Source organism: Sorangium sp. So ce590 (assembly GCF_051521365.1).
Classification (GTDB): Bacteria; Myxococcota_A; Polyangia; order Polyangiales; family Polyangiaceae; genus Sorangium.
On sequence record NZ_CP150346.1, the window covers coordinates 10,995,597 to 11,016,482 of the forward strand.

The 20,886-nt window shown below is 68.8% G+C and carries 17 protein-coding genes; 6 read left to right on the plus strand and 11 right to left on the minus strand.

Features of this window, described 5'->3' with window-relative positions; all coding sequences use genetic code 11:
- Positions 1-646: 646 nt before the first annotated feature.
- Positions 647-1,069 carry a DUF6210 family protein gene (locus WMF28_RS41765; protein ID WP_437599320.1) on the minus strand — a complete coding sequence of 141 codons (423 nt, stop codon included), beginning with the start codon at positions 1,067-1,069 and terminating at the stop codon, positions 647-649.
- A gap of 618 nt (positions 1,070-1,687) precedes the next feature.
- Between WMF28_RS41765 and WMF28_RS41770 the strand changes: the two genes are divergently transcribed.
- The gene (locus WMF28_RS41770) at positions 1,688-3,712 is read left to right on the plus strand and encodes a hypothetical protein (RefSeq protein WP_437599321.1); all 2,025 of its coding nucleotides are present in this window, start codon (positions 1,688-1,690) and stop codon (positions 3,710-3,712) included.
- A 112-nt stretch (positions 3,713-3,824) separates the two neighbouring features.
- Positions 3,825-4,244: a glutathione S-transferase N-terminal domain-containing protein gene (locus tag WMF28_RS41775; protein ID WP_437599322.1), complete on the plus strand. Its 420-nt coding sequence runs from the start codon at positions 3,825-3,827 to the stop codon at positions 4,242-4,244.
- Positions 4,245-4,589: 345 nt separating this feature from the next.
- Here the strand turns inward: WMF28_RS41775 and WMF28_RS41780 are convergent, their stop codons facing one another.
- Entirely contained in the window at positions 4,590-5,159 is a 570-nt protein-coding gene (locus WMF28_RS41780; protein WP_437599323.1) for a putative immunity protein, read from the minus strand.
- A 55-nt stretch (positions 5,160-5,214) separates the two neighbouring features.
- Here WMF28_RS41780 and WMF28_RS41785 point away from each other — a divergent pair, with 55 nt between their 5' ends.
- A complete protein-coding gene (locus tag WMF28_RS41785) occupies positions 5,215-5,463 on the plus strand; it encodes an adenylosuccinate synthetase (protein ID WP_437599324.1) in 249 nt (82 codons plus the stop codon).
- On the opposite strand, the gene WMF28_RS41790 is transcribed toward WMF28_RS41785, so the two are convergent.
- The gene (locus WMF28_RS41790; protein ID WP_437599325.1) at positions 5,424-6,473 is read right to left on the minus strand and encodes an NAD(P)-dependent alcohol dehydrogenase; all 1,050 of its coding nucleotides are present in this window, start codon (positions 6,471-6,473) and stop codon (positions 5,424-5,426) included. The two genes, WMF28_RS41785 and WMF28_RS41790, sit on opposite strands and share 40 nt — an antisense overlap.
- A 754-nt stretch (positions 6,474-7,227) precedes the next feature.
- Here WMF28_RS41790 and WMF28_RS41795 point away from each other — a divergent pair.
- Positions 7,228-7,392, plus strand: coding sequence for a hypothetical protein (locus tag WMF28_RS41795; protein WP_437599326.1), 165 nt, complete (start codon positions 7,228-7,230; stop codon positions 7,390-7,392).
- A gap of 34 nt (positions 7,393-7,426) precedes the next feature.
- On the opposite strand, the gene WMF28_RS41800 is transcribed toward WMF28_RS41795, so the two are convergent.
- The 5 genes from WMF28_RS41800 to WMF28_RS41820 all read right to left on the minus strand — a co-directional run bounded on the left by WMF28_RS41800 (position 7,427) and on the right by WMF28_RS41820 (position 16,048).
- Entirely contained in the window at positions 7,427-9,676 is a 2,250-nt protein-coding gene (locus WMF28_RS41800; RefSeq protein ID WP_437599327.1) for a molybdopterin oxidoreductase family protein, read from the minus strand.
- A complete protein-coding gene (locus WMF28_RS41805) occupies positions 9,676-11,406 on the minus strand; it encodes a DmsC/YnfH family molybdoenzyme membrane anchor subunit (protein WP_437599328.1) in 1,731 nt (576 codons plus the stop codon). Before WMF28_RS41805 ends, WMF28_RS41800 begins: the two co-directional genes overlap by 1 nt.
- Positions 11,407-11,525: 119 nt before the next feature.
- Complete coding sequence (gene nirD, locus WMF28_RS41810) at positions 11,526-11,924, minus strand: nitrite reductase small subunit NirD (RefSeq protein WP_437599329.1); 399 nt, start codon at positions 11,922-11,924, stop codon at positions 11,526-11,528.
- A gap of 36 nt (positions 11,925-11,960) precedes the next feature.
- Entirely contained in the window at positions 11,961-14,501 is a 2,541-nt protein-coding gene (gene nirB / locus WMF28_RS41815; protein WP_437599330.1) for a nitrite reductase large subunit NirB, read from the minus strand.
- A gap of 356 nt (positions 14,502-14,857) precedes the next feature.
- Positions 14,858-16,048: a response regulator gene (locus tag WMF28_RS41820; RefSeq protein WP_437599331.1), complete on the minus strand. Its 1,191-nt coding sequence runs from the start codon at positions 16,046-16,048 to the stop codon at positions 14,858-14,860.
- Positions 16,049-16,134: 86 nt separating this feature from the next.
- Between WMF28_RS41820 and WMF28_RS41825 the strand changes: the two genes are divergently transcribed.
- Positions 16,135-17,064 (plus strand): ketopantoate reductase family protein, encoded by a 930-nt coding sequence (locus WMF28_RS41825; RefSeq protein ID WP_437599332.1) that lies wholly within the window; start codon positions 16,135-16,137, stop codon positions 17,062-17,064.
- 51 nt (positions 17,065-17,115) lie between these two features.
- On the opposite strand, the gene WMF28_RS41830 is transcribed toward WMF28_RS41825, so the two are convergent.
- The 3 genes from WMF28_RS41830 to WMF28_RS41840 form a co-directional block, all read right to left on the minus strand.
- Positions 17,116-17,583 carry a hypothetical protein gene (locus WMF28_RS41830; RefSeq protein ID WP_437599333.1) on the minus strand — a complete coding sequence of 156 codons (468 nt, stop codon included), beginning with the start codon at positions 17,581-17,583 and terminating at the stop codon, positions 17,116-17,118.
- Positions 17,584-17,864: 281 nt separating this feature from the next.
- On the minus strand, positions 17,865-18,968 hold the full coding sequence (locus tag WMF28_RS41835) for a hypothetical protein (protein WP_437599334.1): 1,104 nt from the start codon (positions 18,966-18,968) through the stop codon (positions 17,865-17,867).
- 364 nt (positions 18,969-19,332) lie between these two features.
- Complete coding sequence (locus WMF28_RS41840) at positions 19,333-20,010, minus strand: 16S rRNA (guanine(527)-N(7))-methyltransferase RsmG (protein ID WP_437599335.1); 678 nt, start codon at positions 20,008-20,010, stop codon at positions 19,333-19,335.
- Between the two features lie 280 nt (positions 20,011-20,290).
- On the opposite strand from WMF28_RS41840, the gene WMF28_RS41845 reads away from it, so the two are divergent.
- Positions 20,291-20,848 carry a DUF488 domain-containing protein gene (locus WMF28_RS41845; protein WP_437599336.1) on the plus strand — a complete coding sequence of 186 codons (558 nt, stop codon included), beginning with the start codon at positions 20,291-20,293 and terminating at the stop codon, positions 20,846-20,848.
- Positions 20,849-20,886 lie beyond the last annotated feature (38 nt).

Consider the following 20,886-nt stretch of genomic DNA (forward strand, 5'->3'; position numbering starts at 1 on the left):
GCTGCTGTCCCTGCTGCGGCAGCGGTGGGCTGGCAATGGATGCTGTCTTCCAGAGACGGCCCATCGGTAGTAATGTCGTTGTTAGCGCCAAACGCCGCGGCAGCGCCTCGCGCAATCAGACCCGGTTTCCGGCATGCCTGGCCCACGTCCACCTGCTCGTGCCGGGCGGTGGCCTCGCGCTTAGCGAGGAAGAACCGATCTCATCGGGGGCTTCTTGCAGGCCGACCACGGAGCCCTGGTCTGGGGAACTCGGGGAGGACTGCGCCATCCTGCCTGATCGCTTCGACTATCGAGAGCACCCCAGGAAGGAGGACGCCTTCCGCAGATTGCTCTCGCAGCTCCCGCCATGAGGCTGCGTCCGGTCCGAAGCCCGGGTAGCTGACGTTGAAAGAGGGACGCTCGGCATCAGACACCGTGACGCCCACGGATTCATCGCGACCGATAAACCCGATTGTGAGCATGCCGCCTTCTTGGCGGCATTGAACGCTCGATCCGAACCGAGAGCGAATCTCGCGTTTTGCTTCTGTCAGTGCTTCGCTCATGTCCACGTCTGCCTAACGACCGCGGGTGTGCTGCGGTGCGCCGCGCCGAGAGGCTCGGCGCGCCGTCGGCACCAGCCGCTTGTTGGGCGGCGCGTCCTCGGTCACTAATCTGAGTTTGGCCATGTCAGCACTCCTCGTCGGGGGTACGGGCCGAAACCCGAGACAGTAGAAAATGGCGCAGTCTCAGCCTCGATGAGCACGTGTACCCAGGCCTCGTGCGATTTCTTGAGGTGGGAGCGATCCACGACGAGAGGGACCTCGATGCGCCCATCGCGCAAGACCGACTCGATGAAGACCGCGTCCTCTTCGTCGATGCCGTGCATGGCGCCAGTCCCTCGATATTTGGGGCCCTCGAAGTGGGCATCGAGCTGCAGCCGACTCTCCTCGGCATCGAACGGGACGAAGACGCCCTCCAACTCGGGGTGTGTGCAGCAAACGCCGCATGTCTGATTCGTATACAGAACCCCGCTCGCGTGCTCGATGATGAGCCCCAGTCCCGCGTCATATAGTCGGATGAGCGCCGTCATCTCCATGTCCCGTGAGAACCCTGCGCCGCCTGCGAGGATCCAGATTCAGCCGGCCGATGTGGGCACGGAGCGGACGGGTGGGTCGCCCGACCTGAACCGCAGCCGCTGTGACGGTGCGGACCCCTCGGCCGCCCAACGACTTCAAGCTGGCATGGCTCACGCGCTGCGTCGAGCTGGCTGACAAGCTCCGTCGCTCGTGCAGGGTCCAGAGGCATCGATGCTGAACTTACCAGACTCGCCTTGGGAGAAGGAAGTTCAAACCCGAGGCGACGCCGCGCCGCTGGACGACGCCCGCTCGTGCGCTCCCGCCCAGTCTACTCCGAGCCCGCACTCATCCTCGTGCCTCTCGCAGCAATCCACGATGGCTGCGATGTTGCTCCTCTTCCCTGGCTTCTTACCCGGCCACCAGAGCGCGCCGCCTCGCCCCCGGGATACGCTCCAGGTTCCGCCCGTACGGTCCGGGCCTTTGCGCCAAGCCGCGGGCGCGGAGCAGCGCGGCGACGCTGGCGCGCGGCACGCGGCGTACCGTCGAGGCGTAACGCCCGTGTCGCGGGCCCGGCCGGCTGAATGGGGCGAGCCGCGGCTGCATCAGAGCCCCGTGCTACCCATGGAGGCCCCATGCATTCCCCTCGGACGCTCATCGGCTGTGCCGTTGCATCGTGGATGTCCCTCTCGACCACGGCCGCGCTGGCAGAGGTGGTCCTGGACCAGATCCAGTTCTATGGGCGGACCACCTGGAGAAAAGATTACAAGAGCGCGATATCCGATTTCAACACCATCGACGTCAGCATCGCTGCGATACCGCACGAAGATGTCTCCTTCGTCGAAGCGGAATACGCAGGGGTGACGACCCCGCTCACATTCAACGACTACAATCATCGTTACTACGCGAAAATCGACACGAGCACGGTACCCTACGGCCCTCACACCTTGACGTTCGTCGCGTACGACAAGCTCGGACAAGCGCGGACGAAGCAGTATACCGTGCATAAGTACGCGCCGCCCAGCGTCTGGGTGACGAGCCCGCGGCCAAACCGCACGCTCACCGGGGACACCCGCATCGCTGCGACGTGCGTCGGGATCCCTCCCTATTCCTGCACGCAGTTCAAGGCGCGCGTCCGGAGCCAGGTGCGCGATGAAGTGCTGGAGGGCGTCCCGTCGTCGGTGCCAGGGAGGATGGACGTGCTGCAATACCTGTCATCGCCGCTTCAGTCGGGCGAGGTGCTCACGGTCAGGCTCGAGGCCATGGACGGCGTGGGACCCGCCTGGAGCGGGACGCCGATCGGCGGGGGACCCGTCCTCTACGACGGGTCGCTCCCGCGCGCCTACGTCGAGCGGAGCCCGAAGCTCACCGCCGTCCAGCGCGCCCCCGGCGCCATCATCGATTTCGACGCGACGCGCGTCCTGTTCATCGATCACGGGCTCCAGGTCGGCGTCGTCGATCGCATGACTCAGCAGGTGACGTGGCTCACGGAGCTCACGCTCCACCATGAGTGGATGCACGAGCCCGGTCAGGGGGCGCTCACGCCGTCCGGCGTCGTCATGCAAGCTTGGTACGGATACGTCTTCATGTGGAAAGACGGCGCGCGGGACCAGACGCGCAGGAAGGGGCGGCTCGACGCGGTTGACGGCGATACGTTTCTGTGGACGGGGGCCGACGACGACGAGACCATCGTGCACACGATATCGACAGGCATCGCGACGAGCTTGGGGCTCGATCCCGGCAGCGCGTCGCAGTTCCAGGCGGACATCGCGGCGTCAGGCGGCATCTACTACAGCACGTACGAAGAGCCGTGGATCCACGGGCCGGGCGAGATCCGCCTCGGGAGCCATCCCGGCTACTTGCAACGGCCGATCACCGACGGGACGAACGTCGCCGGCCGGTGGTGGAATGGACCGGTGAGCTCGAGCTACCTCTACAAGGCCGATGGCGAGGAGGTGTTCCTCGGCGACTCCAGGACCGGCGATGCTGCAGGGCTGCTGCTGCACGCAGGGTATGCGGGCTACCTGAAGAGCGACGGGGCCGTCAACCAGGTGTGGCTGCGGACCCCCGCGGGCGACGAGTACCAGCTGAGCAACTTCGCAACGCCGAGCCAGTTCGATCAGCAGGAGTTGCGCATCGGGCACGACGGCATCAGCGATACCGGCGAGGTCATGTTCCTCAACGACGAGAAGCGTTACATCGGGCGGCCTGGGGCCGCCCCGGAGGAGATCAGCAGCGACCTCGGACACGGGCGCTGGTTCGATGGGGACTGGTACGTGACCATCGGTGACACGCTGTTCAAGGTGACGAGCACAGAGGCGCCGGCCTTCCATCTCGCCGCGTCGCCCGGCGAGGCGGCGCCCGTCGACGCCGAGGACGAGGAGCGGTACGACCTCACGCTCACCGCGCTCGCCCCGGGCGAGCCCATGGATCCATGGGCGCGAGCGGGGGACCTCCTCCACGAGCCCGGCGCCTCGCCGGCGTCATTGCGCGATCCGCGAGCCGCAACGCACACCGGCACCGGCGCGCCCGACGAGGCGCCGTCGGCCGCCGCCGCGTGCAGCGTCGGTCAGGCAGCCTGCTCGGGCCGCGGTGTCGCCCTCCTCTCCGCGGCGCTCCTTGGCCTCTCCCTCTCGCGGCGCCGTCGCGGGCAGAGGTAGCGGAGCAAATCCTGTACCCGTTTGGCTAGAGCCCATCCTGACGCCGAGCAGGCCAGGGACATAGGCTTGCCGTGCGATGCGAGGGCGACGGCAGGGCGCGGGCAACAACGACGTGACCGACGCGTTCTCTCCTCTGGTCAATGCCTTGTTCGCCGATACCAGGGACCGACAAACACCTTGCGGCATCGGAGGCGGCGTCGGCCAAGGGGCGGCGGCGGCGGTAGCAACGGGCGAAGTTCGGGCGCAGTGGGCGCTCGAGGAGACCGGGCTGCCATATCGAGTCCACGCGCTCGACCACACCGCCGGCGAGCTCGACAGCGACGCCTACGGCCGCATCAGCCCCTTCCACCAGGCGCCGGTCATCGACGACGACGGCTTCGTGGTGGCCGAAAGCATCCGCAAGACCGACCTGATGGAGCCCTTCCCGAGGCTCAAGGCCTACTACGAGCGCTGTCAGGCCCGCCCGGCGTGGCAGCGCACCCTTGGCCTCTACGCCGAGCGACTCGGCGTGAGCGTCGACGACATCCGCTAAGTTCCGCGCGATTGGCGAAGCCCCGGACAGAGGACTCTGGCACCTGGCCCGCGTGATCGACCACGATGAAGCGATCGTTCAGCTCGATCTCCGGGAAAAACGGCGGCTGAAGCGCTGTGCGCGCTCCGCTTCCTTTACAAACGGGTCCTCGACCTGCAGATACCCCGGCCCGAAGCGCTCGAGCGTGCCTGCCGGCCGGAGCACCTCCCACGGTTCTCTCGCGACAGGACGCGCTCACCTTCCGATCCCACCCCCTCGTGCCGCCCCCCCACGCATCGTGGAAAGATAGCGTATCCGAAGGCTGCCCCACCTTGTCAAGGAGACCGGCGCAGGACCGTGCGGGCCCTACACCGGACGAAGGCGCGAGTCTTGAGGCAAGGTCCGACTGCGGATGCCCGCATCCAGCTGATAGAGGATCGTGTCCAATCGACTGTTGCCCGCTTGACGAGCGGGCATCTGCTGCAAGACTTCGCGCACTTCAGAGGTGGCGTGCTCGATCGCCCAGCGAACCTCGCCATCACCGATGCTTGGATCGCCGGCGCGGCCGAGCTCGATTGCCAGTGCGGCATAGGCCGCTGGGCCGACAATGTGCTTTGTTTGGTGGACAGTCGCCAGCGGATGCGTGTAGGCGATCGCCGCTGCAAGGCTCGCGGCGCGAGCGGCGGCTGCTGCAGCGGGATCGCCGATCTCACGTGCAGCGGCATTCGCCTCCCAGGCAAGGGAGCGCAACTGAGCCGTGCGCTTTCCCCCACGGGCAAACCCCCGGATGCCTTCAATCGCCGCACGGGGCCGGGAATCTGAATCAGCATGCGTCTCATACACGGACAGCGCCCTCTCAGCGCAATCCGCTGCCCAGCTCCCAAGGGCCCTGAGTGACTCCAGGTTCAGCGTGATCGAGTTGGACTCACGACCCATCCTTATACCTTCTGACGTTACGGGTATCACAGGGCTACTCGCGTAGCCCGCGAGTGTGCGATCGTCGCCTTCTGTAACCTGCCCCTCCACGGAAAATCTCACGAATCGGCTCTGCGCTGGGGTCGCGGGAGGCGAGCTCGGCACGGTGACGGGCAGGCCGAGGCGAACGGGCTGGCTCGATCTGCCGGTGTGCCGGTGTTCCTTGTGTCGGTGGGGCCGCGGCGGGACGAGACAATCGTGCTTCGGGACGCGCTCGGCTGAGCGTCAGGCCGAGAGGCTCTTCATGTCGATCACGAAGCGGTAACGAACGTCGCCCTTCACGGTCCGCTCGTACGCCTCGTTGACCTGCTGGATCGGGATCACCTCCACGTCGGAGACGATCCCGCGCTCGCCGCAGTAATCGAGCATCTCCTGGGTCTCCTTGATCCCGCCGATCGCGGAGCCCGCGAACCGACGGCGGCCGAGGAGCAGGCCGAAGGCCCCGATCTCGAGCGGCTTCTCCGGCGCGCCCACGAGCACGAGCGTGCCGTCGCGCCGGAGCGTGCCGATGAGCGCGTTCACGTCGTGCGAGGCCGACACGGTGTCGAGGATGAAGTCGAACGAGCCCGCCGCCGAGGCGACCGCGCTCGGGTCGGTGCTCACGAGGAAGTGATTGGCGCCGAGCCTGCGCGCGTCGGCCTCCTTCCGCCTCGACGTGCTGATCACGGTGACCTCGGCGCCGAGCGACGCGGCGAACTTCACGCCCATGTGCCCGAGCCCGCCGAGGCCGACGACGGCGACCCTCTGCCCCGGGCCCACGTTCCAGTGGCGCAGGGGCGAGTAGGTCGTGATGCCGGCGCAGAGCAGCGGCGCCACGGCCGCGGGGTCGAGGCTCGTCGGCACGCGGAGCACGTAGTTCTCGTCCGTCACGAGGACATCGGAGTAGCCGCCGAACGTCGGCGTCTTGCCGTCCCTCTCCATGCCGTTGTACGTGGCGACCATCCCGCTCGCGCAGTACTGCTCGAGCCCCTCCTGGCAGGACCCGCAGACGCGGCACGAGTCGACGAAACAACCGACGCCGACGCGGTCTCCCTCGCGGAACTTCGTGACGCCCTTCCCGACGGCCTTCACGTGGCCGACGATCTCGTGGCCCGGCACCATGGGGTACATCGAATTGCCCCACTCGCCTCGGGCCTGATGAATGTCGGAATGGCAGATCCCGCAATGGGAGATCGCGATCACCACGTCGTGCTCGCCCGGCTCTCGCCGGTCGAACGAGAACGGAGCGAGGGGCGATTGTGCGTCTTGCGTGGCGTAGCCTCGTGCTCGAATCATCCGACCTGTGTACACGGAACGGCAAGGCGCGGCAACGGCAGGGGACGCAGGCTACGTGCCCGCTTCCTCGCTCGACGAGCGACGGGACGAGCTCCTCCACCGTCGCCGGCGCTCGAGCACACCCCGCAGGCTGTGGAGTGGAGGCGGCCTCATCGAGGAACAGCGAGAGCCGCCATTCTCTGTAAGAGAACGGCATCGCCCATTCGGCCGCAAAGTACGGGTCGGCGTGGTCGTTCTGGGACGTGTTCGTCTGGCCGAGTCGGTCGAACCCGACCCCCACTTCCAGGACCACGCTCCGCAGAGGGAAGATGGGGCCGAGGTAGCCCAGGCGCGCCGGTTTCGTTCGATCTGCACGACCCGTGGCAGGTGCGGTGCGAGCTCCACTTTATCCTCCTGGCTCGCACGGCGCAGTCGCCGCTGTGACCGCAACCCCCCGCCGGCGGCGACCCAGGTGCGCTGCAGCTCCCGCGTGGGACTTCCATGTCCCTGGATTCGTGTGTCATCATGGCCGATGCTCGCGGCGCTGGTTGTCGAATCGCCGCCGGCAAGATTCTCTTGGCTGCGAACAACGTGTGATCTGATCGCGAAAGGTGTTCCAATGAATCAAGGATCGTCTTCGGGGCGTCTGTCCAGGAGCGGCGTCGGGTGCTCCCTCTCTGTCTTTCTCTGTGCGCTCGTGCTCGCCGGTTGCGGCGGCATGGATCCCACCTCTTCATCCGAGGATGACGGATCCACGCCGAGCGGAGACGACGACATGAGCTGGGAGGAGTTCCAGGCGAACGCCCACCGCGACCCGGTGCGCGGGCTCTACACCCTCGACGGCGACGACCGGGGGCTCAACGAGGTGGAGCTGCGTGCCGTCTACGAGCGCTACGTCCAGACCGGCGTGCTCGTCGTGAAACCGCTCCGGCGGCGCTGACGACACCTCGCAGGGATACGTGGCCGGCGCGGTGCTACCCGCGATCTTCCTCGCGCCGCATCTTCACCGCGCACGCCTTGTACGAGGGCTGCCGGGAATACTGATCGAACGCCGGGAACGTCAGCTTGTTCGTGACCTCGTAGTGCATCGGGATGAAGATCTCCCCCGGCTGCACCGAGTTCGTGACGAACGCCCGCGCCTTGATCTCGGCGCGGCGCGACGCGATGACCACCCACTCGTTCATCTCGAACCCGAGCTTCTTCGCGTCGACCGGGCTCACCTCGACGTAGATCTCCTTCGGATAGAGCCGCTGCAGCACCGCCGACTTCTTGGTCCGCGTCTGCGTGTGCCACTGGCTGGAGCTCCCTCGCCCGGTGAGCAGCGTGAACGGATACTGCTCGTCGGTCGGCTCCGGCAGCTGGCGGGGCGCCTGGAAGGCGAACTTCGCCCTCTGATCCGGCCGGTAGTACTGGCCGTCCTCGAACAGCCGCCGCTCGTTCGTCTCGAAGGCCGCCCCCTCGGGGTAGGGCCACTGGATGCCCCCGCGCTCGTCGAGCATCGCGTAGTCGTCGATGCCGGTGATGTCGCACGGCTGCCCCTTCGAGAGCCGCTTCATGATCTGGAAGACGGCCTCGGGGCTCTTCCACTCCTCGAGCAGGTCGCCGCAGCCCCAGTACTGGGCCACGAGCTGGAAGATGTGGAAGTCGGCCAGCGCCTGGCCGGGCGCCCGCGCGACCTTCTTCACGAGGCCGATGCGCCGCTCCGAGTTGATGAACGTGCCCTCCTTCTCGGCCCACGAGGCCGCCGGGAGGACGAGGTGCGCGCGCTCCGCCGTCTCGGTCGTGGCATACATGTCCTGCACAACGAGGAACTCCAGGCGGCCGAGGAGCTCGTGCATGTCCTCCTGGTTGATCCAGGAGTGGGCCGGGTTCGTCGCGATGATCCAGAGGCCCTTGATCTTCCCCTTCAAGATGCCTTCGATGATCTGGTCGTAGGCCAGGCTGTTCCGGGTCGGGATGACCTCCTCCGGGATGTCGAGGAGCGCGGCGATCTTCTTCCGGTGCTCCTCCTTCGTGAAGTCGTGGCCGGCGAACAGGCCCGTCGTGTTGCTGAACATCCGCGAGCCCATCGCGTTGCACTGGCCCGTGATGGAGTTCGCCCCGGTCCCGGGCCGCCCGATGTTCCCCGTCATCAGCGCGAGGTTGATGATCGCCTGCGCGACCCGCACGCCCTCGTGGCTCTGGTTGACGCCCATCGTCCACCAGAACGACACCCGCTTTCCGCTGTGGATCGTCTCGGCGAACGACGCGAGCTGCTCCTCGCCGAGCCCCGTCGCCGCGGACACCCGCGCGGGCGTGAAGTCCTCGACGTGCGCCCTGAACTGCTCGAAATCGACGGTGTGCGCGTCGATGTAATCCTTGTCGATCCACCCGCGCTGGATGAGGATGTGCGCGATGCCGTAGAACAGCGTCAGATCCGATTTCGGCTTCAGCGCATAGTGCGCCGTCGCCGCCATCGCCGTCTCGGTCTTGCGCGGATCCACGACGAGGATCTCCGGACGGTTCTTGTTCTTGCACAGCCGCTCCCACATGATCGGGTGGGCGATGCAGAGGTTCGAGCCGACGAGCACCACGACGTCGGACTCCTCGAAATCGCGGTACGTGTAGGGCGGCGCGTCGAACCCGAACGACTCCTTGTAGGCGACCACCGAGGTCGCCATGCACTGCCGGGTGTTGCCGTCCCCGTGCAGCATGCCCATCCCGAACTTCGCGAGCGCCCCGAGGAAGGCCATCTCCTCGGTGACGATCTGCCCCGTGCTGATGAAGGCGACCGACGCCTTGCCGTGCGCCTCCTGGATCGCCTTGAACCTGTCGACGAACGTGCGCAGCGCGACGTCCCACTCCACCCGCTCCAGCTTCCCGCGCGCGTTCCTGAGGAGCGGCGTCGTGGCGCGGTCGCTCGCCCGGAGCGGCGTGAGCGCCTCCCAGCCCTTCGGGCACGCCATCCCCAGGTTGACGGGATAGTCGGTGTTCGGCGAGAGGTTGATCGCCTCGCCGTCCTTGAGGTGGACGTTCAGCCCGCACCCGGTCGAGCAGAAGCCGCACACGACCGTGGTCGTCTGATCCGGCTTCAGCCGCGCAGGCACCCTCCCGAGGCCGAACTCGCCGGGCGCGAGCAGCAGGTCGCGCGTCAGCGGCCCGTTGCGCTGCAGGAGGAGGTTGTCGGCCTTCTTCGGCTCCGCTGACGTCTTCTTTGCCTTTGCATCGCTCGCGTCGGTGGTCATCAGGAGAGCCCTCCGGGCATCTTGGAGGCGGGCGCGGCGGCGAAGAACAGATACCGCTCGAGGAACTCCCCCGCGAGGCAGAACACGAACGCCACGACCGCCATGGCCATCAAAGCTTCGGAGCTCACGCCGCTGTTCGGCGCCGAGAAGAGGCTGAGCGCGGGCAGGACGATGCCGCCGAGCGCGCCGCAGGCGAAGCGCCAGCCCGTCGCGCCCTTCAGCTCCCCCGCCATCAGGATCGCGCTCCGCTTGAGCGTCGAGTGGCTCCGCCGCCGGAGGTGCCGGAACATCGACAGCTCCACGGCCAGCTTGAGCGCCATCGACACGCACAGGAACGCGCTCAGCGCGCGGAAGCCGCGGGTCAGGAGCAGCGCCGCGTGCTCGCGGCTCAGGAGCAGCGCGACCATCAGGACCGTCGAGCTCCCGAGCACGGCCGCCGTGCCCGCGAACTTGAAGCCCGTCAGGCCCCCGCGCCAGTGCTCCCGCTGGGTCGCGGCGTACACCATCACCGAGCAGAACACGCCCAGCATCCCGCTCAGCGCGACCGCGTAGGACAGCGGCGTCTGCAACGGGCCGAGCGGCAAGAGCGGCGCGAGCGCCGGGATCGAGGGCACCCAGAACGAGGCCGCGTAGAGGGTCGCGGCGCCGGCGAAGAGCGAGAACCCGAGGATCTCCCGGCTGAGCCACGACGTCTTGAGCCCCAGGAACGCCCGGAACGCGTACTGCGGTCGACCGAGGTGCAAGAGGCTCGCATTCAGCGCCGCGAGCCCGAAGACGAGCGCGAAGGTGGCGCTGTGGCCGCCGAAATCCCGGGTCGCTTGCTCGCCGAGGAGCTCGTTGAGGGCCAGGTTCACGCAGAACGCGCCCACCGAGAGCTGCGTCAGCACGAGCATGGCGACGAGCGGAGGATGGGAGTGCTCCCGGCTCACCTGGTAGAAGTCCGCAGGCAGCATGTTGCGCGGGAGCGACTTCTTCGTCTTGTAGGTGGTCGTCGGGATCGTGATCTCCGGCGCCGCCGCGCCCGGCAGGAAGACGTTTGTCTGGCTCTCCTGCACGGCCTGCGCCTGATCGACCACCGTGATGCGGATGGCGCCGTTGGGGCACGACTGCACGCACGCCGGGGCCTCGTCGTTGGCCAGCCGGTCGCTGCACATATCGCACTTGCGCACGATCCCCCGCTCCGCGTTGAACTTCGGAGCGTCGTAGGGACACATCAGGACGCAGTACTGGCAGCCGATGCACTGATCATCGAGGTGCTTGACGATGCCGGTGACCGGGTCCTTCTCGTAGGCCTTGACCGGACAGCCCGTCATGCACGCCGGATCCAGGCAGTGGTGGCACGCCGTGGTCACGCTCTGCTGCGCCGGCGCCTGGGGCGTGCCGCCGTGGAGGAGCCCGACCGAGCGCCACACCTCGTCCTCGTCGAGGCCGTTCAGGCTGTGGCAGGCGGTGACGCACGCCTTGCACGCCGTGCAGGCGTCGAGGTCGACCTCGAAGGCGTACTGCTGCCCCGGCTTCGGCTTCTCGAAGGGGATGAGGTCGCGGTAGTACTTGGATTGAGCCGGGAGCGCGTGCTCCTCGTGGATCTTCGAGAATTTCTCGACCGCCGTGAGCTTCTGCTGGTCCGCGAGGAGCGCCTCCAGCAGGGTCTTGTTGCTGTCGTGGATCTTCGGCGGCGAGTTGATGATGGGCAAACGAAAATGAGTGTCCGACACCTTTGCAACGCTCATCGATAATCCCTGTCTACCCCGCGCGGAAACCCAGCCCGGAGGACTTCAAGAGACACACCGCGAACGGCGGCGTGCCCGTCGCGAAGAGAAAAGCGGCGCTGCCTCGCCAGCCCATCGGGTCAGCTCGCCGCGACGTACGGCTCTGCCGGGACCTGGACCTCGACGCGCCCGCCCCGGATCCGGGCAGGGTACACGGGGACGCGCACGCCCGGGTCGTCCAGGCACTGACCGGTGCGCAGGTCGAAGCTCTGCTTGTAGATCGGCGAGGCGATCTTGGGAATGCCCCCCTTGTCCCCGACGATGCCGCGCGAGAGGACGAACGCCTTGCTGAACGGGTCGAAGTTGCTGATGGCGTAGATCTCCTCGCCCTCGCCGACCCGGACCACCGCGACCTGGCGCCTCCCCACGAGCGCGCAGACGCCCGTGTTCGGGATGATGTCCTCGACCCCGCAAACCTCGACCCAGCCCTGGGTCGTGCCCTCGTTCCGGGGCGCTTCCGACGTGTGCAGCTCGTTCATGACGATCCCTCTCAGAAAAGGCCTGTCGACCCGCGGTCAGATCATCTCCTCGACGACGTTCGACTTCTCCTTCCAGGCCGCCGGGCGGTGCTGCGCCCGCTCGCTGACGAAGACGATGCTCCGGTCGGGCTCTCCGGCATTCACGAACGGGCGGAACTGCTTGAGCTTGTCGGCGTCGGAGACCGCGACCTTCCACTCGCACTCGTAGGTCGCGATGAGGTGGGCCATCTCCTTCTCGAGCTCCTCGCAGATCCCGAGCGAGTCCTCGATGATGACCTGCTTGAGGTAATCCATGCCGCCCTCGAGGTTGTTGAACCACGTGGCCGTGCGCTGGAGCCGATCCGCCGTGCGGATGTAGAACATCAGGAACCGATCGAGGTACTTGATGAGCGTCGCCTCGTCGAGATCCGCGGCGAAGAGCTGGGCGTGCTGCGGCTTCATCCCGCCGTTGCCGCAGAGGTAGAGGTTGTAGCCCTTCTCGGTCGCGATGATCCCGAAGTCCTTGCTCTGCGCCTCGGCGCACTCGCGCGCGCAGCCGGACACGGCGGACTTCAGCTTGTGGGGGCTGCGCAGCCCCTTGTAGCGGTTCTCGACCGCGACCGCGAAGCCCACCGAGTCCTGCACGCCGTAGCGGCACCAGGTGCTGCCCACGCACGACTTCACGGTGCGGAGCGCCTTGCCGTAGGCGTGCCCCGACTCGAAGCCGGCGGCGATGAGCTCGCCCCAGATGTCGGGCAGCTGCTCCAGCCGCGCGCCGAACAGGTCCACCCGCTGGCCGCCGGTGATCTTCGAGTACAGGCTGTACTTCTTCGCGACGTGCCCGAGGGCGATGAGCTGATCCGGCGTGATCTCGCCGGCCGGCACGCGCGGGACCACCGAGTAGGTGCCGTCCTTCTGGACGTTGGCCATGAAGCGATCGTTCGTGTCCTGGAGCGGCAGGTGCTTCTTGTTCAGGATGTGCTCGTTCCACGTCGAGGCGAGGATCGAGGCCACCGCCGGCTTGCAGATCTCGCACCCCTTGCCCTTGCCGTGGCGCTCGATCAGGTCGTCAAAGGTCTTGATCGCGTGGATCCGGACGAGGTGATAGAGCTCCTGCCGCGAGTAGTTGAAGTGCTCGCAGAGGTAGTTCGTCACCGCGACGCCCGCCTTCTTGAGCTCCTTCTTCAGGATGTCGGTGATCAGCGTGGTGCACGAGCCGCAGCCCGTGCCGGCCTTCGTGTGCCCCTTGATGGCGGCGACCGTGACGTGCTTGTCGTCGCAGATGGCCGAGCAGATGGCCTTCTTCGTGACGTTCAGGCACGAGCAGATCATGGCGGTGTCGGGCAGCGCCTCGACCCCGAAGCCCGCCGGCTTCGCGCCGTCGCGCGCGGTGACGATGAGCTCCTCGGGGTCCGGCGGGAGCACGATCTTGTTCTGCACGAGCTGGAGCAGCTGCCCGTAGTTCGAGGCGTCGCCGACCAGGATGCCGCCGAGGAGGTGCTTGCCGTCCGCGCTGACGACGAGCTTCTTGTAGACGTTCGACGCCGCGTTCATGAAGCTGACCACGCGCGCGCCGGGCTGCGTCGCGAACGCGTCGCCGAAGCTCGCGACGTCCACGCCCATCAGCTTGAGCTTGGTGCTCATGTCGAAGCCGTTGAAGGTCTCCTTCCCGCCGGTGAGGGCGTCGGCCGCGACCTTGGCCATGTGGTAGCCGGGCGCCACCAGGCCATAGAGCTGGTTGCTGTAACTGGCACACTCGCCGATCGCGTAGATGTCCGGATCGGACGTCTGACAGCGATCGTTGATGACGACGCCGCCGCGGTTGCCGATCGCGAGATCGCACGCCCTGGCGAGCTCGTCCCGCGGGCGGATGCCGGCGGAGAAGACGATCATGTCGGTCGCGAGATCGGTCTGGTCGGCGAAGAGCATCCTCGCCACGCGGCCGCGCTCGGCGACGATCTCGGTGGTCGAGGTGTTCGTGTGCACCTCCACGCCGAGCGACTCGATCTTCTGGCGGAGGATCGTGCCGCCGGCGTCGTCCACCTGGAGGGCCATCAGCCGCGGCGCGAACTCCACGACGTGGACCTGGAGGTCCATGTTCTTGAGCGCGTTGGCCGCCTCGAGCCCGAGCAGGCCGCCGCCGATGACCGTGCCGACCTTCGCGCCCTTCGCGTGGGCCGCCATGGCCTCGAGGTCGTCGATCGTGCGGTACACGAAGCAGCCCTTCGTGTCCTTGCCCTTGATCGGCGGGACGAACGGGTACGAGCCGGTGGCGAGGATGAGCTTGTCGTAATAGACCGTCTTCCCCTTCGCGGAGGTCACGGCCTTCTTGCGCCGGTCGATCGATACGGCCTTGTCGCCCAGGTGGACGTGGATCCCCGCCTCCTCGTAGAGGCCGGGCTTCACCATCGACAGGTCATCCGCCGACTTGCCGCTGAAGAAGGCAGACAGGTTCACCCGGTCATAGGCGAGCCGCGGCTCCTCGCAGAAGGTCGTGATGTTCCATTCGCGCAGGAAGCCGCCGAGAACCATGTTCTCGATGAACTTGTGCCCGACCATGCCGTTGCCGATGACGAGGAGGTCCTTCTTCTTGCTCATGAAACCCACCTTTGGACCCGGTGAGTCCTTCTCACCGTCACTGCCGTACTGCCGTCCGAGCGACGGCGCCCGGCCATATTCCCGGACCAGAAACTGTCTACTGTGGGCTCTGTTTCACAACTGTTTCGCAGGAATAAATTGTGTGCCCAGCGGCGCGCTCGATCCCGGACAATCCCTCTGTTTCCTGCGCGTTTCGCGGTCGCGAACGAGCGTAACAGGGCTCCGCGCGAGGGCGATCCGAACAGCGTCAATGAAAGGAAAAGGGCGATTCGCCCGGAACAGGAGGAGACTGTTTCGTGTGTGTGTCGCTCCGCCGGAGCGAAACCATTGCAACTCTGAAATGGCCGGCGGGCCGGTCACCCGCGCGGGGCGGCCTCGGCGACGAGGGCGAGCAGCTGCGCCGTCGCGACCGGCTTCGTGAGGTGGGCGTCGAAGCCTGCCTCGCGCGAGCGGCGGCGGTCCTGGTCCTGCCCGTAGCCGGACACGGCGGCGATGTAGGAGCGCCGGAGCTCGGGCTCGGCGCGCAGGCGCCGGACGACCTCGTAGCCGTCCATCCCGGGCAGGCCGAGGTCGAGCAGGACGAGCTCGGGCTTCGACGCGCGCGCGCTCTCGAGCGCCGCCGGGCCGTCGTACACCATCGAGACCGTGTGGCCGTGGAGCTGGAGGATGCGCCGCAGGCCCTCGGCGGCGTCGACGTTGTCGTCGACGAGGAGGACGCCCGCCCCGGAGCGCGGGATCTCGGTCGCGGGCGCCGCGGCGCTCTCCGCCGGCGCGCCCGCGAGGGGGAGCCAGACGCTGAGGGTGCTGCCCTCGCCGGGGCCGGGGCTCACCGCGTCGCAGGTGAGCGCGTCGGCGAGCGCCGCGGTGATGTGCTGGAGGCCGACCATGCGCCGGCCGCGCTGGGCCAGCCTGGAGACGAGCGCTGCCTTGGCCGGATCCGCGTGCGCGATGACCGGCGCGCGGAGGGTGCCGTCCGGATCGAGCGAGTGGACGGAGCAAAAGGCCGCCATCGAGGCGACGGCGAGCTCGGCGACGCGCCGGTAGCTCGTGTCGCGGTCGAGCACCGGATCGAGCAGGGCCGTCGCGTCGGCCAGCAAGCGACGGGCCTCCTCGGCGCGCTTCTGTTCGCTGATGTCCGCGACGAGCGTGAAGAAGCCGCGCACATCGCCGCTCGCGCCGAGGTGCGGAATGTACTGGATGCGGACGTGGCGCCTGCCGCCCCTGCGGTAAACGAGCCGAGACTCGAAATCTTGCGGTTTTCCGCCGAGCACCGCGTCGATGTGCGGCTTCACGACGGCGTACGCGGCGTCGCCGATCACCTCGCGCACCTGCCGGCCGGCGAGGGAGCCGTGCGCTTCACCGAACCAGCGCTCGTAGGCCTGGTTGACGGTGCCGTAGCGCTCGTCGTTATCGACATAGGAGATGAGCGCCGGCAGGGCGTCGAGCAAGCGCTGAATCTGCCCGGCTTCCAGCGTCGTGCTGGGCTCGGCGCCGGTGTTCCTGCCGGCGCTGGCTTGAGCCAGGGGGGGAGCGTCCGGCCTATGCATCTCGGCTCATGCTTATCCGCAAACCGTGCTGGCGGCCACATGTCGGCTGTCTGCGCTCCGGTTCGAGCATGCTATGGTCGCCGCCGATGCGGATCCTCATAGTCGGCGCGGGCGCGGTGGGTGGCTATTTCGGGGCGAGGCTCGCCCTCGCGGGGGAAGACGTCACCTTCGTCGCGCGGGGCGCGCACGCCGAGGCGATGCGGTCGCGCGGGCTCGTCATCCGCACGCCGTCGGGCGAGCTGCGCACGCCGCCGCTCCGCGTGACCCCGCTCGACGGGGCGCGCGGGCCGTTCGATCTGGCGCTCATCGCCGTGAAGTGGCCGTCTCTCCCCGCCGTGAGCGCGGAACTCCCCGGGCTGCTCGCCGCGGACGGCCTCGCCGCGCCCCTCCTGAACGGGCTCGACTCGGAGGACGCGGTCGCCCGCGAGGTCGGCGAGCCGCGCGTGATCGCCGCCATCGCGTACATGTCCGCGGGCCTCAGCGGCCCTGGCGAGATCGACACGCTCGCGCCGACGCGCGCCGGCCTCGCGCCGTACCGGCCCGGGCAGGAGGCGCGGGTCGAGGCGATCGCCGCGCTGCTCGAGCGCGCGGGCATCCCGGTGCGCCGGGGGTCGAGCTACCGCGCCATGCTCTGGGAGAAGATGGTCTGGAACGCCCCCTTCAACGCGATCTGCGCGCTGACCGGCCAGCGCGCCGGGGTGGCCGTGGAGCGGATGGAGGACCTCGCCCGGGCGGCGATGCTCGAGGTGATCGCGGTCGCGCGGGCGGAGGGGGCGGAGATCTCCGAGGCGACCGCGGACGCGATGATCGCCCTCACGCGCGCGGAGTTCCCGCTCACCGAGCCGTCGATGCTGCAGGACGTGCGCGCCGGCCGCGCGACAGAGGTCGAGATCCTCCAGGGCGCCGTGGTCGAGCGGGGGCGCCGGGCGGGCGTCGACACCCCGGTGCTGCGCACGCTCGCGGCCCTCGTTCGCGGCCTGTCGCCCCGGGCGAGCGCGCCGTCTGCCGCCGGGTAGGCCCCGGGCGCACGGCGGGGCGGGGGCGGGCTCGCGACGTCGCATCTCGGCTCAGAACACCGTCCTGACGGCGAGCCCCTTGCCCAGGGGGATGATCTGCACGGTCCCGACCTCGGTCACCGTGCGCTTCGCCGGGAAGATGAAGCCGCTCAGGATCTGCAGCGCGCCGATCGCCTGGCCGAGCCCGTTGGCCACGAGCAGCACCTTGTGGGTCGTCTCGGCGTTGCACTCCCGCTCGCCGCTGCACTCGCCGCGGGTGCCGAGGTCGATCCAGGGCCCCGCGATGGGCACCCAGAGCGCGCGGTCCGCGGGGTTGTCGCTGAACGTCGCCACGACGGTCGAGATCCCGTAGGTGGTGCCGAGCACGGCGACGCCGCTCCAGATGAGCCCGCGGTTCGGCACGGAATCGGTGATGGTGACCCTGTCGCGCGTCCTTTCCTGAGCGTGCGCGGTCGCGGTGAACCCGGTCGTCGCGGCCGCCACGACGGCGGCCGAGGTGAAGAGAGCGAGCTTGTTCATGCGGTCCTCCTGCCCGCACGGGCGTCTGAGCAAAGGGGATGCCGGCGCGGCGAGCGCCCCCGGCGTGGGTGTCTTCAACGCGCCCACGGCGCGCCACGCCGGGAGGGTCGTGTGGCGATCTGCCTCGCCTGAGACGGCGGGCCTCGTGCCTGGGCTGGTGGGGAGTGGACCCGGTGTTCCGGGTTCCTGGAAAACGAGAAAACGAGAAGGGGAGTGGGGCGTGAGGGTCATCCCATCTCTGGAGATCGAGATGGGATGAGACCCTGTCCGCGGATCGGCGGTCAGGCGCCGCCGGTGCCGCCCGCGCCGCCGGTGCCGCCCGCGCCGCCGGTGCCGGCCGTGCCGCCGGTGCCGCCCGCGCCGCCGGTGCCGGCCGTGCCGCCGGTGCCGCCCGCGCCGGTCGTGGCGCTGGCGCCGCCCTCCCCACCCGTGCCGCCGGTGCCGCCGGTGCCGCCGGTGCCGCCACCCTCGCCACCCTCGCCGCCCGCGCCGCCCTCGCCGCCCGCGCCGCCCGCGCCGCCCGCGCCGCCCGCGCCGCCCGCGCCGGCGTTGCTCAGCGGATACTTCGGGTCGAGGCAGAAGAAGCCGTCAGGCGTCTCGGCGCACTCATCCGGCGCCTTGCAGTCGTCGTTGTCCTCGCATTGCTTCGGCATGTTGATGAAGATGCAGTACCCGTTGTCCGGGAGACCGATGTTCTCGCAGCGGGAGTTGGGCAAGAGGCAATCGCTGTGCGCCGTACACGCCCTGGTGCAGACGCCGACGTCGCCGAGGCCGGCGTCTTGCGCGGAGTAAAGGCAGATGCCGTTCTCGAGCCCGCCGCAGTCGGACTCGAGAAGATCGCCGCCCAGGCCGCAGAACTGGGTGCATGCGCCGACGTCGCCGATGAAGCTTCCACACACTCCGGCGCACGGGTCCTCGTCGGCCTCGGCGTCGGCGTCGCAGGCGGCCCCCATCGGGAGCCCCTCGGTCGGCTCGTCGACGCAGATGCCCTGCCTGGGATCGCAGCTGCGGCCGGGGCACTGGCTGTCGGAGCCGCAGTTCGGCACGCAGACCGGCACGCCCTGCGTGTCCTTCTCGTCGCGCGGCACGCGCTGGCAACGCAGCTCGTCGCGGCCGTGGCACTTGAACGGGTCGAGCTCGTCGTCGAGGTACTCGATCGCCGGTTCTCCATAGTCGCAGCCCAGGACGCACAGTCCACCCAGGCAGACGCTGTCCCGACCTTCGCAGTCGCCGTCAGCGGTGCACGACGCCGTGCAGTACCCGCCCGAAGGACCGCCCTCCGGATCCGACTCCAGCAAGCACTCGCCGTCCGGGCCGCAGTCCGCGTCCTCCGTGCACTGGCTGCCGAGGTACTCGGCTCCGGGCGTGTTGGAGCCGGTGCTCACGGAGGATCCCGAGCCCGAGGAGGACGTTGTCGAGCTCGACGTGCCCCCGCCAGCGCCGTCGTCCGAGTCGTCACCGCCGCAACCTATAAAGCCTGCAGAGAAGGCGACCGAGGTGAGCAGGATCGCCGAAACGCGTTGTAATTTCATTACTGTCTCCTGAGCCAGGAGGCCCTGCCCACGTAGGGCGCGCCTTCATGTGATTTCGGGACAGTATCGGAAGCGGTGCTGCTTCGCCATACCGGACGAGCCGGGGCACCTCGACGCCGGGCCTCCGCGAAAGCGGATGACTCTCCGGCGAAGCGCCGCCATCAGGATCTCAATCGGAAGACTGGCGGCCTGGTTCAGGCGATACCCGACAGGGCGGTCAGGCGAGCTTCGCGGCTTCCGGCAGATACCGCACTGCCCTCCGATCGGCGCCGGTGAGCGGCCAGCGATACCGGAGATCGATCGCGGGCGCCCAGCCGGCGTGCGCCGGCGGCTCGTCGCGGGCGAGCAGGACCCAGATCTCGCGCCGATCCGCCGGCTCCTGCGCGGTGAGCGCCGCGCCGAGGGGCAGCCAGGCGTCCGGCGCGAGCGTCGCGCGGGAGAGCGCCACCTCGAACGACCTCCCGGCCCGCACGAGATCCTCGCCGCGCGCGCGCTCGACCCGGGGCGGCTTCTTGAGCTCGCCTTCCTGGACCAGCGTGCCTATCGCCGTCCGCAGGAATGCGACGCGCTTCTGCAGGGGCTCGACGAGGGTCACCTCCAGATCCGGCCGCAGCAGCGCGAGCGGCAGGCCGGGCGCGCCGGCCCCCGTGCCGACGTCGACGACGCGCCGCCCCTCGGGGACGTGCTCCGAGAGGAGCCGCGCGTCCGCGAGCATGAGGTCGGCGAGCTCGTCGGCGCTCCGCGCCGCCGTCAGATCGACCTTTGCGTTCCACCCCTGGACGAGCTCGAGCCAGCGCGCGAGCGCCTCGCCGGCGCGGGCAGGGAGGCTCGGCTCGCGGCCGGCGGGCACCGTGGCGATCTTCTCCGTCATCCGCGGCGCGGCGCCCAGGGTCATGGCCGCAGTGGAGCACAGGATCCGGGGCGGATGCACCCGGGGGCGCGGCGCGAGCCCGACGACGCCGCCCGGCGGCCGGCAAGGGTCGCATGGGCCCGGAGAGAGTTCCCATGAAGGCGGGAAGGTCCTTGAGCTTTTCTTCCCGCCTTCAGGGTCGAACAGGAGCACGACCCGCGCGCCGGCCGGCGCCGGGACGGCCCGAGGCCAGGGAGACCAGGAGCCCCGGCGAGCGCCTCCCGCGCACGTTGCCTGCGCGCTGCCGGGACGCAAAGCTCTCCCCGTGGACACCGTCTTCACCGTCGGCCACGGCACCCGCAGTCTGGAAGAGCTCGTCGAGCTGCTCGGCGAGGGGCCGGCCGACACGCTCGTCGACGTCCGGAGGTTCCCGGGATCCCGCCGGTCGCCGCACCTCGGCCGCGCCGCGCTCGCCGAGGCGCTGCCCCCGCTCGGGGTGACCTACGTCTTCCGCGGCGACACGCTGGGCGGCCGGCGGATCGGGCGGGAGGGCTCGCCCCACGTCGTCTGGGAGAACGCGAGCTTCCGGGCCTACGCCGACCACATGGAGACCGCCGCCTTCCAGCGCGCGCTCTCCGAGATGGAGGCGGAAGCCCGGGCGGGACGGCGCATGGCCCTCCTGTGCGCCGAGACGCTCTGGTGGCGTTGCCACCGCCGCCTCATCGCCGACGCCCTCGTCGCGCGCGGGCTCGCGGTCGTCCACCTGCTCGGCCCCGGCGCGCGGGCCCAGCACACGCTGAACCCCGCGGCGCGGATCGACGGCGCCGGTCACCTGATCTACGACGTCGGCGCCCAGCGCAGCCTGCCGCTCGGCGGCGGGTAGTGGTCCTGATTCGACCCTGAAGCGGGAAGAAGAACTCA

Coding starts and splice junctions, on each gene's coding strand:
- WMF28_RS41765 (WP_437599320.1), bottom strand. CDS start 1,069: ATGACGGCGCTCATCCGACTATATGACGCGGGACTGGGGCTCATCATC.
- WMF28_RS41770 (WP_437599321.1), top strand. CDS start 1,688: ATGCATTCCCCTCGGACGCTCATCGGCTGTGCCGTTGCATCGTGGATG.
- WMF28_RS41780 (WP_437599323.1), bottom strand. CDS start 5,159: ATGGGTCGTGAGTCCAACTCGATCACGCTGAACCTGGAGTCACTCAGG.
- WMF28_RS41790 (WP_437599325.1), bottom strand. CDS start 6,473: ATGATTCGAGCACGAGGCTACGCCACGCAAGACGCACAATCGCCCCTC.
- WMF28_RS41795 (WP_437599326.1), top strand. CDS start 7,228: ATGAGCTGGGAGGAGTTCCAGGCGAACGCCCACCGCGACCCGGTGCGC.
- WMF28_RS41800 (WP_437599327.1), bottom strand. CDS start 9,676: ATGACCACCGACGCGAGCGATGCAAAGGCAAAGAAGACGTCAGCGGAG.
- WMF28_RS41805 (WP_437599328.1), bottom strand. CDS start 11,406: ATGAGCGTTGCAAAGGTGTCGGACACTCATTTTCGTTTGCCCATCATC.
- nirD (WP_437599329.1), bottom strand. CDS start 11,924: ATGAACGAGCTGCACACGTCGGAAGCGCCCCGGAACGAGGGCACGACC.
- nirB (WP_437599330.1), bottom strand. CDS start 14,501: ATGAGCAAGAAGAAGGACCTCCTCGTCATCGGCAACGGCATGGTCGGG.
- WMF28_RS41820 (WP_437599331.1), bottom strand. CDS start 16,048: ATGCATAGGCCGGACGCTCCCCCCCTGGCTCAAGCCAGCGCCGGCAGG.
- WMF28_RS41825 (WP_437599332.1), top strand. CDS start 16,135: ATGCGGATCCTCATAGTCGGCGCGGGCGCGGTGGGTGGCTATTTCGGG.
- WMF28_RS41830 (WP_437599333.1), bottom strand. CDS start 17,583: ATGAACAAGCTCGCTCTCTTCACCTCGGCCGCCGTCGTGGCGGCCGCG.
- WMF28_RS41840 (WP_437599335.1), bottom strand. CDS start 20,010: ATGACCCTGGGCGCCGCGCCGCGGATGACGGAGAAGATCGCCACGGTG.